A 16,353-nucleotide genomic window follows, 5' to 3' on the forward strand; every position below is an offset into this window, starting at 1 on the left:
TTGTACAGAATTAAGGCTCATTTAGAACTAAATTCCTAGCCCCTTCATTTTCCACCCTCATTATTAACCGATTATGGCTCCATGTCAATTTTCTACACAGTGTGTAGAATTTATTTTGCTCAGGGTAAGTAAGGTAAAACTGTCTGAAATTATATAAATTAGAGTAAGAAAAACCTTTGCCAAATTCAGCTGTCAGTGCTTTAGAGAGTTCCTTCAATATACCTTCTCCATAAACGGCTCTTTCTTCACCATGCTGTTCTTGCTCAACAATACGTTTTCCGATAAGCCAATATGCCTCAACCATTGCTGCATTCACAGCAGTGTAAGCGTTTTGTCTGGCTGTAGCTAAGATACCTCTGATTTCTTCAATATAGGTGCTCATACTCCAAATTTAAAGAAAACAATCGATGCAACGTTAACATTAAAGAAGAATCCAAAATGTATAATGAAACTTGTAGTTAATAGTGAATTACATATATTTATACATCTATATTTGATTATAAATTTTAATACATTATATGAAATGTATGGATGATACAAACGGAAAATAACCGCCTACGGTTGCTATGAAGCATGATGTTTCGAAAGAAAAATGATATGTGGACAACTGGAATTAAAATAGTTCTAAGCTAATCTACTCTTCCCCCTTTACCAGACTGACTATCGGCAGGAATACTTTGAACAATACCTAGTTAGCTAACAATGATTTTTCCTAAAAAAACCGGACTTTGAAGTGTTCAAAGTCCGCTTAGTACCCAAGAGGAGATTCGAACTCCCACACCGTTGCCGGCGCCAGCCCCTCAAGCTGGTGCGTCTACCAATTTCGCCACCTGGGTTTGTGCTGCAAATATAATTTAATTTTGGATTTTAAAAAGCGTTTAAATTTCTATTTTCAAACTATCGTATGCCAATCTAATATTCGCAGGCAAGTCTTTTTCTATATCCTCATGTTTACCTAAATTATGGCTGATGTGCGTGAGATAAGTGGTTTCTGCACCAACTTTTTCCGCAAAAGCAATGGCTTCGCTCAAAGTAAAATGCGAAATATGTGGTTCTTTCTGCAAAGCATTAATCACCAGTATTTTTGATCCTTTTATTTTATCAAAACTTTCTTCCGGGATGGTTTTAGCATCAGTGATATAAGTAAAATCACCAATCCTGTATCCCGTAATGGGTAACAGGTGGTGCATTACTTCGAAAGGAATAATGGTGCTCTCTCCGATTTTAAAATCGTCACCATTGGTAACCGTGTGCAGGTTAATTTGCGGCAATCCATGGTATTTGGTTTCTGCAAAAATGTAATAAAACTCTCTTTTTAATGCCGTTTGAACCCTTTCTGTGGCATACACATCAATTACCTTATGCAAAAGATAATTAAACGGCCTGATGTCATCTAAACCAGCAATGTGATCTTTATGCTCATGTGTAAATAAAACAGCATCCAGGTCTTTTACGTTTTCGCGCAGCAATTGATAACGAAAATCCGGTCCGCTATCTACTACGATGGTTTTATCGGCGGTTTCAATTAAGATAGAAGTTCTTAAACGCTTATCTTTTTTATCAGGTGAAACACAAACTTCACAACCACAAGCAATTACCGGAACGCCCTGCGATGTACCCGTACCTAAAAAAGTAACTTTCATCTGCTTAAACTTTCCTTTCTATGCCTATAATTTCTGTCGTGTATCTCCATTAAAATAATTCGGTTTGTTGTAAAGATTGATAAAACTGGCGTTGTTTTTCATCCAACTGATTTTCATCAGCGTTGGTCAGTTTTACCAGGGTAACCAATGCCGCAATTTTTCCTTCCAGGTTAGAAAATTTATTTACCACAATCACTTTATTATGTTCCAATAAACAAGAGCCTGTTTTAAAGTTCCCTTTTTCGTAGCGTACCTTATAGCCCATTGCAAAAAGCAAGGCCTCTAATTTCTCTAAAGTATGGTTTGTTAGTGGCAAAGACATTGGAACAAATGTAAACAATACAGATTTAATTAGGCAAATTTTTATAATTTTAGCCCATGGAAATCGTCATCAACAGAAACGCTCAGCAACAAACGGCCCTAATCAAAACCATCCAAAAACAATTCTATTACAAACAATTTGCAATTGCATTTGGGCTTTTTATTATTGCTTTGCTTCTCATGTTCATGAAATTAGATGTAATGAATAAAACGTTACCTTTCTGGAATCCATTTAGTGCATTTGCCATGGGCATTGTTATGATAGCTGCATTGCGGATGCAAGGCTTATACAAACAATATAAGCAAGCCAGCAAATTAAAATCTGAAAATGTTCATATTACTATAAGTAATGAAGCAATTACCTACCGCGCAGAAACGCATGAACTAAAATTTCTATGGCCGTATTTTAAATTTTACCGATTAAATGGCACGTTGATTATTATTGCGAAAGATATAACGAATAAAAACACATTAGTTATTGATAGAAACGAAATAAACGAAGATGAATTTAAATTTCTTCAAAGTTTATTGTTTGATAAAAAGATTTTAAAACGTAAATAAATAGCGGATAAATTTGATTGATTTACCATTTAACTTATTTAATATCAGGCGGTTATTTTTTACTATTGTGGTTTTTCCACCACTAATTCTGAGACCATTTTAGTTTATAAATCCTCAGCATGGTCAAATTGAAAAGCAATAACAATTAATCAGTTTTCAGTTGGCAATTTGCAATCACCAATAAACTAATGACTAATGAACGTTATTAAGTCTATTAAACAAAAAAGGTTCAGCTGTTTCCAACCGAACCTTTCAGGTTTCATTCCGCATTTGCGAAACTCACTATTATCTTAAATCTACCACTTCAACACCAGGATATTTTTTAGCGTCAAAAGCAAAAGTAGTTTCCGGTACATTTACATTAGGAGAAAAAGTTTTCACGTTATAGGTATATTTATTTCCGTTTTTATCAAACAATACCACGTTTGCAATCTGCTTAGCCGCTTTATCAATGCTTAAACGAACTTTAAAGATCGATTTTTTAGCATCAACAGGTGTTAAATCAATCATTTCATAGGTTTTACCACCTACTTTCTCATCGCCGGTGTAAACGTATTTAAATCCTTTTTCGTAAACGGTAAAAATTTTAGCAGGATTAATGGCGTCACCACTGTTATCTACATTGCTTACCTGCACCTCTTTATCTTTTTTCAGGTAAGTCCACTGGCTTTTACCATCACTAAACAATTCCTGATTCGTCATGGCCACTTTATATTTATTAGAGTTAGCCTTAACATATAAAGTACCTTGCTGGGTTTCTTTTACTTTAGCTTTTGGATTATCCAAAGTAAAGGTAAAGTCTGTTTTTACAATATTGTACGATTTGTATTTTTTACTCACATCAGCTAAAATTGCTTTAGCCTTCGCATCAGTTTGAGCATAAGTTGAAGTTGTAAAAGCAACTACAACCATTAATGCTGAAATTAATTTCTTCATCTTTTCTTTTTTAAGTTTTTCTTTGAAACGTTAGAGTAGATTTTCATTAAATAGTTTAATCTAACCTTTGTCATCCATACTGTTCAAGAATTGTTCCAAAGAATATTCGTCAGGATATAAAACTTCTCTTGCTTTACTCCCTTCAAACGGACCAACAATACCGGCGGCCTCCAATTGATCAATAATCCGCCCTGCCCGGTTATAACCCAGCTTCAGTTTACGCTGTATTAATGAGGTAGAACCCTGCTGATGCATCACAATCAGCCTGGCAGCATCTTCAAAGAACTTATCACGTTCGTTAGGATCAAAATCAGCCTTGCTTCCCTCTCCTGCTTCATCTATATACTCGGGCAGTTGATATGCATCTGCATAACCGCGCTGATTACCGATGTATTCAGAAATCCGGTCTACCTCGGGTGTATCAACGAAAGCACACTGTAGCCTGATTAAGTCGCTACCGGTAGATAAAAGCATATCCCCGCGACCAATTAACTGATCGGCACCACCACTATCTAAAATAGTCCGTGAATCGATTTTCGATAAAACCCTAAAAGCTAACCTGGCCGGGAAGTTCGCTTTAATAGTACCCGTAATAATATTTACTGACGGACGCTGCGTGGCCAGTACCAGGTGGATTCCGATAGCCCTTGCCAGCTGTGCCAAACGTGCAATAGGCGCTTCAACCTCCTTACCCGCAGTCATCATTAAATCGGCAAACTCATCCACCACTAAAACAATAAAAGGCAAAAAGCGGTGTCCATTATTCGGGTTCAGCTTACGTTTAATAAATTTATCATTGTATTCTTTAAGGTTCCTCACCTGTGCATCTTTCAATAAATCATAACGCTGATCCATTTCAATACAAAGCGAGTTTAAGGTATTTACCACTTTTTTAGTGTCGGTAATAATGGCATCAGCTTCTCCCGGGAGTTTAGCCAAAAAGTGCCTCTCAATCCGATTAAATAAGGTTAATTCTACCTTTTTTGGATCTACCAACACAAATTTCAGCTGTGCAGGGTGTTTTTTAAATAATAGTGATACCAAAATGGCATTAATACCCACCGATTTACCCTGACCTGTGGCACCTGCCACTAATAAATGGGGCATTTTGGCCAAATCCGCAATAAAAACCTCGTTACTAATGGTTTTACCTAATGCAATAGGCAGATCCATCGTCGTTTGGCTCCATTTTTCGGTATTTAAAATGCTGCGCATCGGCACCATTTCAGGGTGTTGGTTAGGTACCTCAATACCAATTGTACCTTTACCAGGCATTGGCGCAATAATACGGATCCCTAACGCCGCTAATGAAAGCGCGATATCGTCCTCTAAATTTTTAATTTTCGAAATCCTTACACCAGGAGCTGGAATAATTTCATAAAGGGTAACCGTAGGGCCAATTGTTGCCTTAATCTTATCAATTTCGATGTTATAGTGGTTAAGCGTTTCAACAATTTTATTTTTGTTGGCCTCTAGTTCTTCTGCATTAACCGAAATTTTATTGGTACCGTAATTTTCCAATAAATCAATGGTTGGGTACTTATAACCTGCCAAATCCAGCTTTTCGTCGTAATTACCAAACTGCTCAACCAAATCTTCTGATTTTTTTTCTTCTTCAGTTTTTTCGATGGTAAATGCAGGTTCTTTTTCGGCTTCAACTGGCGGTTCTACCGTTAAAGGCATTGTAGTAGCCGCAGCAGTTGCCAGAGGTAAATTAGTAGCTAAAGGAGATAATACAACTGGTGGAGCAACTTCTTCCTCTTCCTTTTCTTCGTAACGGCTTGGTTGTAATACCACATTTTGTTGTTTGCGCTCGCTGCTTACCGGCGGCTTATCTCGTACCGGAAATTCAATCGGTTCAGGAGTTTCTTCAACAATTTTATTTTTGGTTGATTGCTCTCTGATATCATTCACATAATCAGGAGTTTCATTATCCAGATAAACTTCTTTTGCTTTACGCTCGGGAAATTTAAAATCGATGTTATATGCAATAATCAAAATGGTTAATCCGGCAAATGCGATCAAACCCGCGACACCAGCCGCGCCAATCTGGGCACCTAATAATTTATTGCTCCAGTAACCAAATTCGCCTTCCAGGTAATGTGGCGATTCTGACCAGAAACCATGCGCAAAACCTAATGTTAAAGATATAAAGAGTAAAAAGAAAAAGCTATAACCCAGTGTTTTAGAAATAGAAAGGATTTTAACTTTAAATAATAAACGGTAACCGATAATAAAAAAGGCTAAAACAAATAAGAATGAGGCAATACCGAACCATTCATAAATAAACTGATGTGACAATAAAGCGCCAAACTTACCCAGCCAGTTTTGAACAACCGGTGTAGTAACGCCTGCATTTTTTAATTCTTCGGATGTTTTAAACAGATTCCCCCAGCCACCATTTGCGTCAATTACATAACTCTGGTCATCCTGCCAGGTAAAAAGGTACGAAGTAAAGGCAATTAGAAAGTATAAGGATAAGATCACAAAAAACAGACCTGCAATTTTAATTGCACGTCCATCTGCCAGATCGAACCTTGGTAAAAATTCTCTTTTTTCTTTTGGCTGCCGACCCGATGAAGATCTGCCTGGTGCGCTTTCTGCACCTTTATCTCTGAATGTATTGGTTTTAAACTGGTTACCCCGTACCGACATTTTCTTTCCTAAATAATTTAATATTGAACAAACTTAGATAAAACTGCGCAGCATTAATAAAAAAAATAATCACAAATCGCCTCTGTAAATAATTTTAAATAATCTGCCTTAAATTAAATAAAAATATCCATCGGGCATTAAACCTTAAACAGAAATTATCGTCTATTATTTTAACAACGCACAAGTTGTTACGTTTTTGTAAAATGAAACGGATTTTGTTTTAGGTTTTATCCCGTTTTACCTGGAGAGGTTAAACGGGATTTTTTATTAATAAACCTCGCATGTTTCGCAAATCTGCGAGGTCTGAAAAAAAAATAAATGCCCTAAAATTATTTTGAAAAGCAAGGTTTAGTTCATTTTGGCCGCGATAGTCCTGCTATCACTAAAAGTCCTCACTCGTACCCCGCTCCGGGCTTTTCGTTTTATCAGGTTTATTTACCAGGGTCTGTCTTTCTTAGGATTTTAGACTCCTGATCAAGACCTCGCAGGTTTTGCGTTAGGGATTGTATGGGTTCAGTACCGATCCTTCATCGGTACCGGAGCGAAGCGAAGCCCTGAAAAGCCCGGACCCTTTCCCGATTTTTCATCGGAATTGGGGAACGCCCACATCAATTAGTTATTGATTTTTTTTTTGCAGATGGCCATTTTAAAAACCTGCGTGGACTAATCTTGATAATTTGCTGTACACTATATATATTTAGACAATAAAGTTTACAATTCCTTAATTTTTGGTAATTTAAGTCGATTTTTAAATAATATTATGGGTATAGCGCAGCTCGAAGAACAAATTGAGGCAGGAAATTTACAAGCCGTAAAAAAAATTTTGGTAGAGAACCCAAAATTGGCAAATGTTGATACCTCCCATCATATTTCGCCATTATTATTGGCCTGTTATTATAAAAAGCAGGAAATAGCCGATTTAATTGCCGAATTTGTTGATGATTTAACCTTATTCGAAGCCTGTGCAGTTGGTAAATTTGATGCTGCTACCCTATTGATTTTTCAAAATCCCGGCAGTATAAACGAATTTTCTGAAGATGGTTTTACACCTTTAGGTTTAGCCTGCTATTTCGGACATGAAGATTTAGCCCGTTTTTTGGTTTTAAAAGGTGCCGATGTTAACCTGGCTTCAAAAAACGGATTTAATGTATTCCCCATCCACTCGGCTGTTGCGGCCAATAATTTTAACATTACCAAAATGCTGTTGGATGCCGGTGCATACCCCAATGTTTGCCAGAAGGCAGGTTTAGCACCATTACATACTGCAGCGCAGCTTGGAAATATAGAAATGATTATTTTACTTTTAGAGCATGGTGCCGAAGTATCTTTACGCATGGAAGGCGGAAAATTACCGGCAGATTTAGCCGCAGAAAAAGGATTTAACGAAATTGCAGAAATTTTAAGAGACGATGATTAGTCAGTCCTGAGTCTAAAGTCATGGGTCTTGAGTCCAACAGATCTTAGCAACCATTTCCCATTATCCATCTTACATTATCTATCTTACACACTTATTCCCATATCCTCAGCCGCATTCTTTTCATATAAGTTCTGATATCCAGTACCACTGCGGCCAGAAAATAGAATAAGATTGGAAAGCCTACCGCTAAAAACGACGAATAAATAAAAAACAAGCGGACTTTTGCCGTACTCATATTCAACTTGCTGGCTAAATAAGTAGAGACACCAAAACTCTGCTGCTCAAAATAAGTTATAATTCTCTGGAACATTTCAACCTTATTTTAAAAATCATTTTAACGGTAACTCAATATAAATTATTGCAAACCAGGTTATGATTTTGTTTTCAAACCCTAATTTAGCAAAATTAATCGGTTAAATCTGCATATTATACAAGAACAAGCTTTTCAAAATCCTGTTTATCCTCGTGTTTGATAAAAAGAATCTGCTGCTCCTCCAAACCTGAAAATTTCTTAATTAATTCAGCTTTAAATTTATGAATGTCAGCCTCTTTTTTCAATATAACAGTTAAGGCATCTGCATTACCTCTAACTTCGATAATCTGATCAGGATAAAGTTCTTTTAGTTCGTGTGGGAATTCCATAATTGTTAAAACGGATTATTGGTTAGAAAGTTTTCTACTGGAAAAATTAATCTGATCAGGCTTGTTTTAGAATTTTAATTCCAATACCACAAGATAGGCATTTTTTCTCATCACAGTATTGCTTTTTCAACTGTAAAATCCCTTGCGAAGCAAATGCATGCTGGATTTTCACTCCTGCCCCTTTAAATTTATCAATAATTGCATTTTCTTCGGCAGGAAGGCTTTCTAACAATTTTACAGCTCTGTTGATGTAAAACTGTGTTGCCGTGTGTTTGCCATAAGCAAATAAAAACAAAGCAACAGTATTTAAGAGGATATTATCTACAGAAGCTTTACCGATCTGCAGGTTTACACCTGTAGTTTCTTTTTTAAAATGATAATGTGTTTTCCAATAATCGTTAACGGGCAGGTTTTCGAATAAGGCCCGTAACAGGACTATATCTTTTATTTCCATTACCTTCGAAAAAAGATGATTGGCTTTTACAATTAATGCTGCAAACTGAGCCAAACGGATGGTTGGAAAATTTTGCGGGCGCATCCGCATAAACTTCCAGACTGAAATTTCTACAGGTTTAATCTTATATTTCTTTCTTAAAAAATCAAATTCTGCCTTTAGCTTTTGAGGATATTCTTCTTCAAACTGATCATTTAAAAAGCCAGATGCGCCAAAAACCAGCGCTTCAATTTGATGGGGATTATTTTTATTCCTGGCGTAAATATTTTGCAGAACCGCTTTTGCAAGCAGTTCAAAAGGCAAAGCATTTATTTTAAAACCAAAATTACGGGCCAGGAAACGATAAAAAGTTTCATCCCAATTTCCATTCAGTTCGTTTAAGGTTTCGGTAACAGCTGCTGTTTTTTGCTCAAAACGTTCTATCAAAGTTCTTGATAAAAAAGAATCTATAATCAATGGCTCAATGGTGCCGATCTGGGCAATGCAGGGAAAATCGGTAAGGGTAAGAAACAGCTTCTCATATTTTTTAATCAGATCGGTAGAAATACGTTGTTTTAACTCGAGCACGGGCAAAACCGTGTTATCTATTCTTTTAATTTCCGCATCATGTTCGTAAACCACATGCAAAATCACATTTTCGTATGCAGAATCTTTTTGATGGTTATGTTTTAACCAGTCTGATGATTTAAGGTGGATTTCTACATTGCCAGCCCAAGTGGTATCGCCTATTTCGATTTTCGCATGAAAAAAATCAGGTCCGGCATTTTTATTGAGTAAACCCGGATTGATAATTTTCAGATTTTCCCCGGCAGCGGTATGCAAGTCGCCATAATTAAACGACCTGAACTGCCATACATAATGAAGAAAATCTTCAGGAAAATTCATGCTTCAAGATAAGGAATTCCTGAAGCTTGTATATTAAAAACTATTGATATGTAAAAGAATATATCACTTTTACTGCAATAATATACTTAAACTTTAGTAAAAAGGAACATTATCTCTGCCAGAACATCCCGAATATTTGGGAGAGAGATTATAATAGAATAACTACACCAACCCTGCTTTCTCCAATATCTGCTCCATTTCTTTTTGGAGTTTCAGTGCTTCTTCCCTGGCTTTTTCTGCAAAATCTTCGCCCTGGCTGGCATAAATAATACCCCTGGATGAGTTGATCAATAATCCGCATTGCGAATTTAAGCCGTATTTACAAACTTCATTTAAATCGCCACCCTGTGCACCAACACCAGGAACTAATAGAAAATGATCCGGTGCCAGTTTACGTACATCGCCAAAAGCTGATCCACGGGTTGCGCCTACTACATACATCATCTGCTCGTCGGTTGCCCAGGTTTGAGATGTTTTAATCACTTTTTCGAAAAGTTTATCCTCCCCAACCTGCTGTAATTGAAAATCAGCATGGCCGCTGTTGGAGGTTAAAGCCAGAAGAATAACCCATTTATCTTTAAAAGTTAAAAAGGGCGTAACCGAATCGCTTCCCATATAAGGCGCTACGGTAACCGAATCGAAACTCATTTCTGATGATGCTGCATTAAAAAATGTTTCGGCATACATGGCTGAAGTATTGCCAATATCACCACGTTTGGCATCAGCAATAGAAAAAATATCCTCCGGGATGTATTTCCAGGTTTCGATCAAAGTTTCCCATCCTTTTTTACCGTAACACTCATAAAAAGCGGTATTTGGCTTATAAGCTACACAAAGATCTTTAGTGGCATCAATAATCTGTTTATTGAATTCCAGGATCGGATTTTCATACTTTAACAGGTGTTTTGGGATTTTATCTAACGAAGAATCCAATCCTACACATAAAAATGAACGTTTTTTTTGTATCTGCTCAAAAAGTTGTTGCTTTGTCATATATGGGCTTATTTGCTGCAAATATGAAGATTTTTAAGTTTTTTGAGCGAGAAAATAATACCCATTTGAATTATTTTTATAAACATTTTAAACTTTTGCTTGCAGATTACGTTTCAAATACATACAATTGCAACATAATTTCTCAACCGTTTATCTGAATATCCCAGAAAAATTTATCAAGACTTGTTTTTTGTTATCCTTTTTTAAAAGCAAAATTTGCTTGTTATTCAGCTTGTAAACAATTATGAAACAATTTGGGCATTTTCCATAATGAACTCAATTCATGTTTTATAACCTTAAGAATTTATACACAATGAAACTGCCGGGCTTACGCTAACATAAATATTATTAGGCCTGTGTAGATTTATAACAGAAAACATCCGTTATAAACAAATGAAAAATTTCTTGAAACATATATATCTAGAATGTTTAGTAAAACAGAATTAAATGATAAGCTCACAACTGAATTACGTGAGCTGGCAAAAAGCTATGGCATTGAAGGTGCCGACTCCCTAAGAAAAATCGACCTTGTTGAAGTACTTTTACACCAACAGGAAATTATAAATGCCGCGAAGGCTGGTGCAGATCCTTACAGCGAAATAGAACCAGTTGCAGCTGCCCCTGCACCAAAAACCAAAGCTGCTAAAACTACTAAAGTTGCTGCAGCAGCCGCTGCCGCTGCTTCTACAGTGGTTGCCGATAAGCCGGTTGCAGCCGAAAAAGCTGTTGCGACTGAAAAACCAGTTAAAAAAAGAGCCAGGTTAACGAAAGACGAAACAGCAGCCCCAGTTGAAAGAAGAAGAGATTCGGTAACATTATTCGACGAACCGCAGCACCACCAGCAACCTGAAAGGCAACCAGACAGAATCTCTGAATCTGAGGAAAGTGTAAAACCAATTTCTGCTTTAATTGAAGAAAGTGCAGAAGTGCTTCCTGCAGTTCAGAAACAAAAACAAGAGCCAAAAGAAAAACAGGAAAAACCACAACGTGATGAAAACCGCCAGCAAAAACAACCGGGCGGTGGCAACCACCACAAAAACGAAAACAGTTATTCTAACCTAGATTTCGATAACGTAATTACAAATGAGGGTGTTTTAGAAATTATGCCTGATGGTTACGGTTTCTTACGCTCTGCAGATTACAACTATTTAACTTCTCCTGATGATATTTATGTATCTCAGTCGCAAATAAAACTTTTTGGTTTAAAAACAGGTGATACTGTTAAAGGTAGCATCCGTCCGCCAAAAGAAGGCGAAAAATATTTCCCGCTAGTTCGTGTAGAAACCATTAACGGCAGAATTCCTGCTGAGGTCCGCGACCGTGTTCCCTTCGATTATTTAACGCCACTTTTCCCAACCGAAAAATTAAATTTATTTACGGATAACAGCAATTACTCTACCCGTATTATGGATTTATTTACCCCAATTGGTAAAGGGCAGCGTGGTTTAATTGTAGCACAACCGAAAACAGGTAAAACCAATTTATTAAAAGAGGTTGCCAACGCAATTGCCAAAAACCACCCGGAAGTGTACCTGATCATTTTATTAATTGATGAACGCCCTGAAGAGGTTACCGATATGGCACGTAGTGTAAGGGCTGAGGTAATTGCTTCTACTTTTGATGAACCAGCTGAGCGCCATGTTAAAATTGCCAACATTGTTTTAGAGAAATCTAAACGTTTGGTTGAAAGCGGGCACGATGTAGTGATTCTTTTAGATTCGATTACACGTTTGGCGAGAGCTTACAATACAACTGCACCGGCATCAGGTAAAATATTATCAGGTGGTGTTGATGCAAACGCATTACACAAGCCAAAACGTTTCTTTGGTGCGGCACGTAACATCGAAAATGGTGGTTCATTAACCATTTTGGCTACCGCATTAACTGATACAGGTTCTAAAATGGATGAGGTAATCTTCGAAGAATTTAAAGGAACAGGTAATATGGAGCTTCAGTTAGACCGTAAATTATCTAACAAACGTATTTTCCCTGCTATTGATATTACGGCTTCAAGTACCCGTCGCGATGATTTATTGCTTGACAGAGATATTTTACAACGTGTATGGATTTTACGTAACCACCTTGCTGACATGAACAGCCAGGAGGCAATGGAATTTGTTCAATCACAAATAAAAGGAACAAAAAGTAACGAAGAGTTCTTAATTTCGATGAACAGCTAGATTAAGGCTGAAAGGTAAAAGGCGTAAGGCTTAAGGTTTCTAGATTTGGTGCTTTAAGCCTTACAATTTTAAAGGTTTTACACTTACATTTGCAACCAAAACCTTACACCTCAAACCATATACCTTAAACCTTATGAAAAGGCATCTCCCTAATGCGATTACTTGTGCAAACCTTTTTTCTAGTTGTATCGGAATCGTTTTTGCATTTAAAGGCCATTTAGAAACCGCAGCTTATTTTGTAATCTTCTCCGGAATTTTCGACTTTTTTGATGGTATGGTTGCCCGTTTGTTAAATGTAAAATCGGCTATTGGTAAAGATCTTGATTCTTTAGCTGATATGGTGAGCTTTGGTTTTTTACCAGGAGTAATCATGTTTCATTTGTTAAAGGCGAGCGATTATTCATCCGAATACCTGCCTTATTTAGGCTTTATCATCACTATTTTTTCGGCGCTCAGGTTGGCTAAATTTAATAATGATGAAAGGCAAACGGAAGATTTTATTGGCTTAAATACACCAATGAACACCCTCTTTATCTGCTCATTACCCTTTATTTCGGTTGATTATCCTCAGGTAACAGGATCCAGCATTTTATTAATAGCGATAACGGCCATCACCAGTTTCTTGCTGGTGAGCGAAATCAAAATATTTTCTCTAAAATTCAGTGATTTAAGCTGGGCAAAAAATAAGATTAAATTTATTTTCCTTATTTTATCTTTTGTATTAATCGCTTTTCTAAAATTTGCTGCAATACCTTTTGTACTTGTGCTGTATATTGCATTATCAGTACTACATTTTAGGGGTGCAACCGCCAATAAAAAAATTTAAATTCATTTCGAAGAAATGAACCCGTAGATTAGAACACAAGCTTTCTTACCGTTTAGAAGTAAGTTTTATTTGTTCTTGCTCAAGCTGTTTACAGATATCAGCACACATTAATTTTAGCTCCTCCACATCTGAAGGGATTTTTTCAAGTGCGATTTTATTTCTCGCATGATACTCAATTGCCTCTACCAGCTGTTTCGCATCATTCCGCCCAACATAAGTGAATGTGGGTTTTATCTTATGCGCATAATTGGCTACTTTACTCCAGTTCTTATTGGCCAGAGCATGGTCCATCTCTGCTAAATAAACTGAGGTATGCTCAATAAAGGTTTTAAAAAAATCAGCTAAAAATACAGGGTCATCTCCAACCATTTCGATCAGATAGGAAAAATCAAGTTGCCGGCTCTTCTTCATATTATTAATTTCTTTACCTTAAGCGGGTCTTCAATATTTCTGCTGATTGCTAAAATGGTTTCGCCCAATACCGGATGTAAAACATCAGGCGCTATTTCAGCCAAAGGTTCCATTACAAATTTTCTGTATTGCATGTGCGGGTGCGGTACCTGAAGTTTATCAGGAATATTAATAATTTCATCACCAAAAAGAATCAGATCTATATCAATCAACCGTTCGCCCCATTTATCTTTCCTTACCCTGCCCAGCTCCTGCTCAATATTTAATGCATGATCCAAAACTTGCAAAGCACTTAAACTGGTTTCTAAAGCTATGGCCTGGTTTAAAAAAGCGGGCTGATCCGTCTTACCCCAGGCTGCCGTTTCGTACAGTGATGAAACTGATATTACTTTGCCCGTTTTTTCTTCCAATAACGCAATGGCCCTCTTTAAATTCCCTCCCCTATCGCCCAAATTTCCACCCAGTAACAAATAAGCAGTGCTGCACTCTAAAGCCTTATTAAGCATCATGTATTTTTATATCTTTACAGCACAAAATTAAAACATTTAAATGAGAGAATTCTTTAAGTATTTATTTGCCTCTATGTTGGGCTTTTTCTTATCGATGGTAATTATATTTATTATCTGCTTTGTAATTATTGTAGGTGCAATATCATCCATTGATAGTGATAAAACAGTTGTAGTAACTAACAATTCGGTTCTGTTCCTGAATTTAGACCAGGCCATTACCGAGCGTACTCCAAAAAATCCGTTCGGAAGCCTGCCGATTGTTGGCAGCGAAGAAAAAGACGGCATTGGTTTAAATGATTTTATTAAAGCGGTACAAAAGGCAAAAACAGACGATAACATTAAATGTATCTACTTAAATGTAAGCAGTCCTAATGCGGGTTATGCTACTTTGCGTGAAGTTAGAAATGCTTTGATCGATTTTAAAAAATCGCACAAAAAAATTATTGCCTACAGCGAAGTTTACACCCAAGGTGCATATTATCTGGCTTCGGTAGCTGATAAAGTATATCTAAATCCGGAAGGTGCTTTAGAATTTAAAGGTTTCAGCTCCGAATTAACATTTTTTAAAGGAACTTTAGAAAAAGTTGGCGTAGAAATGCAGGTTATCCGTGTAGGAAACTATAAAAGCGCTGTAGAACCATTTATTTTAGATAAAATGAGCGATTATAACCGTAAACAGGTTACCGCTTATGTTGGTGGTTTGTATAATACATTCCTGGCAGACATTGCGCTGAGCAGAAATATCCAGAAAGACAGTTTATACGCAATTGCTGATAACTATAAGGTACAACAGCCACAAGATGCCGTAAACTTTAAAATGATTGATGCTTTAAAATATAAAGATCAGATTTTAGAAGAATTAAAAGGCTTATCAGGAAGAACGAGGGGCGAAAATATCCGTTCGGTTTCCATTAACGATTACGCCAAAAACAATACTGACACGGGTGAAGGAAAAGATAAAGTGGCCGTAATTTATGCCAATGGAGAGATTAGTGGTGGCGAAGGCTCTGATAACCAGATCGGTTCGGAACGTATTTCCAGAGCCATCAGAAAAGCCCGCTTGGATGATGATATTAAAGCAGTTGTACTACGTGTAAACTCACCGGGTGGTAGTGCTTTAGCTTCGGATGTAATCTGGAGGGAAATTGTGTTGACTAAAAAAGAAAAACCGGTTATAGCATCTTTTGGTGATGTGGCCGCATCGGGCGGTTATTACATTGGTTGTGCGGCTGATAGTATTTTCGTTCAACCCAATACCATTACTGGCTCAATTGGCGTATTTGGCATTATTCCGAACTTCCAGAATTTAATGACCAATAAACTGGGCATCACATTCGATGGTGTTAAAACCGGTAAATATGCCGATATCATGGCTACTAACCGCCCTATGACGGAAGGTGAAAGATTTATCATCCAGAACGAACTAAACCGGATTTATAGCGGTTTTGTGAGTCGTGTGGCCGATGGCAGAAAGAAAAGCAAAGCTTATATCGACAGCATTGGCGGTGGCCACGTTTGGATCGGTACCGATGCTGTTCAGATTGGTTTAGCCGATAGGATCGGAAGTTTTAACGATGCCATTAAAGCAGCCGCAAAAAAAGCAAAACTGAAAAAATATAAGGTAGTAGAATACCCGGATGTAATTGATCCATGGAAATCGTTAATGGATGAAGGTACAGACAAGATAAAAACCTATTACACCAAACAGGAACTTGGCGACAATTACTTCTTATATCAACAGATGAAAAAAGTGATTGCCAGCTCGGGGATCCAGGCAAGAATGCCGTTTGAAGCAGTAATTAAATAATGGAAGATGGAAAATGGATGATGGAATAATTGGATTTATATAAAAGGTTGATGGTTCATTGTTAAATAGTTAATAGTTGTAGTACTAATAATCCGAGCTATCAATTATGAACC

General features: G+C 37.0%; 16 protein-coding genes and 1 tRNA gene. 5 read left to right on the forward strand and 12 right to left on the reverse strand.

The window, feature by feature from the left end; translation table 11 throughout:
- Nucleotides 1-10: 10 nt before the first annotated feature.
- The 4 genes from ACTJKC_RS22555 to ACTJKC_RS22570 form a co-directional block, all read right to left on the reverse strand.
- Nucleotides 11-382, reverse strand: coding sequence for a DUF1016 N-terminal domain-containing protein (locus ACTJKC_RS22555; protein ID WP_440795547.1), 372 nt, complete (start codon nt 380-382; stop codon nt 11-13).
- A gap of 370 nt (nt 383-752) precedes the next feature.
- Nucleotides 753-836: transfer RNA gene (locus tag ACTJKC_RS22560), tRNA-Leu, on the reverse strand.
- Between the two features lie 42 nt (nt 837-878).
- A complete protein-coding gene (locus tag ACTJKC_RS22565) occupies nt 879-1,643 on the reverse strand; it encodes an MBL fold metallo-hydrolase (protein ID WP_440795548.1) in 765 nt (254 codons plus the stop codon).
- 49 nt (nt 1,644-1,692) lie between these two features.
- Entirely contained in the window at nt 1,693-1,965 is a 273-nt protein-coding gene (locus tag ACTJKC_RS22570) for a hypothetical protein (RefSeq protein ID WP_440795550.1), read from the reverse strand.
- A gap of 56 nt (nt 1,966-2,021) precedes the next feature.
- Between ACTJKC_RS22570 and ACTJKC_RS22575 the strand changes: the two genes are divergently transcribed.
- Complete coding sequence (locus ACTJKC_RS22575; protein ID WP_440795552.1) at nt 2,022-2,525, forward strand: hypothetical protein; 504 nt, start codon at nt 2,022-2,024, stop codon at nt 2,523-2,525.
- 285 nt (nt 2,526-2,810) lie between these two features.
- Here the strand turns inward: ACTJKC_RS22575 and ACTJKC_RS22580 are convergent, their stop codons facing one another.
- Both ACTJKC_RS22580 and ACTJKC_RS22585 read right to left on the reverse strand, forming a co-directional pair.
- The gene (locus ACTJKC_RS22580; RefSeq protein WP_025142915.1) at nt 2,811-3,461 is read right to left on the reverse strand and encodes a LolA family protein; all 651 of its coding nucleotides are present in this window, start codon (nt 3,459-3,461) and stop codon (nt 2,811-2,813) included.
- Between the two features lie 60 nt (nt 3,462-3,521).
- The gene (locus ACTJKC_RS22585; RefSeq protein ID WP_440795554.1) at nt 3,522-6,116 is read right to left on the reverse strand and encodes a DNA translocase FtsK 4TM domain-containing protein; all 2,595 of its coding nucleotides are present in this window, start codon (nt 6,114-6,116) and stop codon (nt 3,522-3,524) included.
- A gap of 760 nt (nt 6,117-6,876) precedes the next feature.
- Here ACTJKC_RS22585 and ACTJKC_RS22590 point away from each other — a divergent pair.
- Nucleotides 6,877-7,533: an ankyrin repeat domain-containing protein gene (locus ACTJKC_RS22590; protein WP_344849825.1), complete on the forward strand. Its 657-nt coding sequence runs from the start codon at nt 6,877-6,879 to the stop codon at nt 7,531-7,533.
- Nucleotides 7,534-7,624: 91 nt separating this feature from the next.
- Here the strand turns inward: ACTJKC_RS22590 and ACTJKC_RS22595 are convergent, their stop codons facing one another.
- From ACTJKC_RS22595 to pyrF, 4 genes are all read right to left on the reverse strand, one after another.
- Nucleotides 7,625-7,843, reverse strand: coding sequence for a PspC family transcriptional regulator (locus ACTJKC_RS22595; protein ID WP_086545426.1), 219 nt, complete (start codon nt 7,841-7,843; stop codon nt 7,625-7,627).
- Nucleotides 7,844-7,959: 116 nt separating this feature from the next.
- Complete coding sequence (locus ACTJKC_RS22600) at nt 7,960-8,175, reverse strand: hypothetical protein (RefSeq protein ID WP_440795557.1); 216 nt, start codon at nt 8,173-8,175, stop codon at nt 7,960-7,962.
- A gap of 55 nt (nt 8,176-8,230) precedes the next feature.
- Nucleotides 8,231-9,514: a DUF2851 family protein gene (locus ACTJKC_RS22605; RefSeq protein WP_440795559.1), complete on the reverse strand. Its 1,284-nt coding sequence runs from the start codon at nt 9,512-9,514 to the stop codon at nt 8,231-8,233.
- A gap of 162 nt (nt 9,515-9,676) precedes the next feature.
- Nucleotides 9,677-10,507, reverse strand: coding sequence for an orotidine-5'-phosphate decarboxylase (gene pyrF, locus ACTJKC_RS22610; protein WP_440795561.1), 831 nt, complete (start codon nt 10,505-10,507; stop codon nt 9,677-9,679).
- A gap of 425 nt (nt 10,508-10,932) precedes the next feature.
- Between pyrF and rho the strand changes: the two genes are divergently transcribed.
- Nucleotides 10,933-12,687: a transcription termination factor Rho gene (gene rho / locus ACTJKC_RS22615; RefSeq protein ID WP_440795563.1), complete on the forward strand. Its 1,755-nt coding sequence runs from the start codon at nt 10,933-10,935 to the stop codon at nt 12,685-12,687.
- 133 nt (nt 12,688-12,820) lie between these two features.
- The gene (pssA, locus tag ACTJKC_RS22620; RefSeq protein WP_440795565.1) at nt 12,821-13,513 is read left to right on the forward strand and encodes a CDP-diacylglycerol--serine O-phosphatidyltransferase; all 693 of its coding nucleotides are present in this window, start codon (nt 12,821-12,823) and stop codon (nt 13,511-13,513) included.
- A 45-nt stretch (nt 13,514-13,558) separates the two neighbouring features.
- On the opposite strand, the gene ACTJKC_RS22625 is transcribed toward pssA, so the two are convergent.
- Both ACTJKC_RS22625 and folK read right to left on the reverse strand, forming a co-directional pair.
- Entirely contained in the window at nt 13,559-13,924 is a 366-nt protein-coding gene (locus tag ACTJKC_RS22625) for an Hpt domain-containing protein (protein WP_440795567.1), read from the reverse strand.
- Nucleotides 13,921-14,433: a 2-amino-4-hydroxy-6-hydroxymethyldihydropteridine diphosphokinase gene (gene folK, locus ACTJKC_RS22630; RefSeq protein ID WP_440795569.1), complete on the reverse strand. Its 513-nt coding sequence runs from the start codon at nt 14,431-14,433 to the stop codon at nt 13,921-13,923. Before folK ends, ACTJKC_RS22625 begins: the two co-directional genes overlap by 4 nt.
- 40 nt (nt 14,434-14,473) lie before the next feature.
- Between folK and sppA the strand changes: the two genes are divergently transcribed.
- On the forward strand, nt 14,474-16,240 hold the full coding sequence (gene sppA / locus ACTJKC_RS22635) for a signal peptide peptidase SppA (protein WP_440795571.1): 1,767 nt from the start codon (nt 14,474-14,476) through the stop codon (nt 16,238-16,240).
- The last annotated feature ends 113 nt before the right edge of the window (nt 16,241-16,353 follow it).

The sequence above is a fragment of the Pedobacter sp. 22226 genome (assembly GCF_052045455.1).
Classification (GTDB): domain Bacteria; phylum Bacteroidota; class Bacteroidia; order Sphingobacteriales; family Sphingobacteriaceae; genus Pedobacter; species Pedobacter jeongneungensis.

Bases quoted from the DNA above. Each gene is read 5' to 3' on its own strand.
- ACTJKC_RS22555 (WP_440795547.1), bottom strand. From the start codon at position 382: ATGAGCACCTATATTGAAGAAATCAGAGGTATCTTAGCTACAGCCAGA.
- ACTJKC_RS22565 (WP_440795548.1), bottom strand. From the start codon at position 1,643: ATGAAAGTTACTTTTTTAGGTACGGGTACATCGCAGGGCGTTCCGGTA.
- ACTJKC_RS22570 (WP_440795550.1), bottom strand. From the start codon at position 1,965: ATGTCTTTGCCACTAACAAACCATACTTTAGAGAAATTAGAGGCCTTG.
- ACTJKC_RS22575 (WP_440795552.1), top strand. From the start codon at position 2,022: ATGGAAATCGTCATCAACAGAAACGCTCAGCAACAAACGGCCCTAATC.
- ACTJKC_RS22580 (WP_025142915.1), bottom strand. From the start codon at position 3,461: ATGAAGAAATTAATTTCAGCATTAATGGTTGTAGTTGCTTTTACAACT.
- ACTJKC_RS22585 (WP_440795554.1), bottom strand. From the start codon at position 6,116: ATGTCGGTACGGGGTAACCAGTTTAAAACCAATACATTCAGAGATAAA.
- ACTJKC_RS22590 (WP_344849825.1), top strand. From the start codon at position 6,877: ATGGGTATAGCGCAGCTCGAAGAACAAATTGAGGCAGGAAATTTACAA.
- ACTJKC_RS22595 (WP_086545426.1), bottom strand. From the start codon at position 7,843: ATGTTCCAGAGAATTATAACTTATTTTGAGCAGCAGAGTTTTGGTGTC.
- ACTJKC_RS22600 (WP_440795557.1), bottom strand. From the start codon at position 8,175: ATGGAATTCCCACACGAACTAAAAGAACTTTATCCTGATCAGATTATC.
- ACTJKC_RS22605 (WP_440795559.1), bottom strand. From the start codon at position 9,514: ATGAATTTTCCTGAAGATTTTCTTCATTATGTATGGCAGTTCAGGTCG.
- pyrF (WP_440795561.1), bottom strand. From the start codon at position 10,507: ATGACAAAGCAACAACTTTTTGAGCAGATACAAAAAAAACGTTCATTT.
- rho (WP_440795563.1), top strand. From the start codon at position 10,933: ATGTTTAGTAAAACAGAATTAAATGATAAGCTCACAACTGAATTACGT.
- pssA (WP_440795565.1), top strand. From the start codon at position 12,821: ATGAAAAGGCATCTCCCTAATGCGATTACTTGTGCAAACCTTTTTTCT.
- ACTJKC_RS22625 (WP_440795567.1), bottom strand. From the start codon at position 13,924: ATGAAGAAGAGCCGGCAACTTGATTTTTCCTATCTGATCGAAATGGTT.
- folK (WP_440795569.1), bottom strand. From the start codon at position 14,433: ATGATGCTTAATAAGGCTTTAGAGTGCAGCACTGCTTATTTGTTACTG.
- sppA (WP_440795571.1), top strand. From the start codon at position 14,474: ATGAGAGAATTCTTTAAGTATTTATTTGCCTCTATGTTGGGCTTTTTC.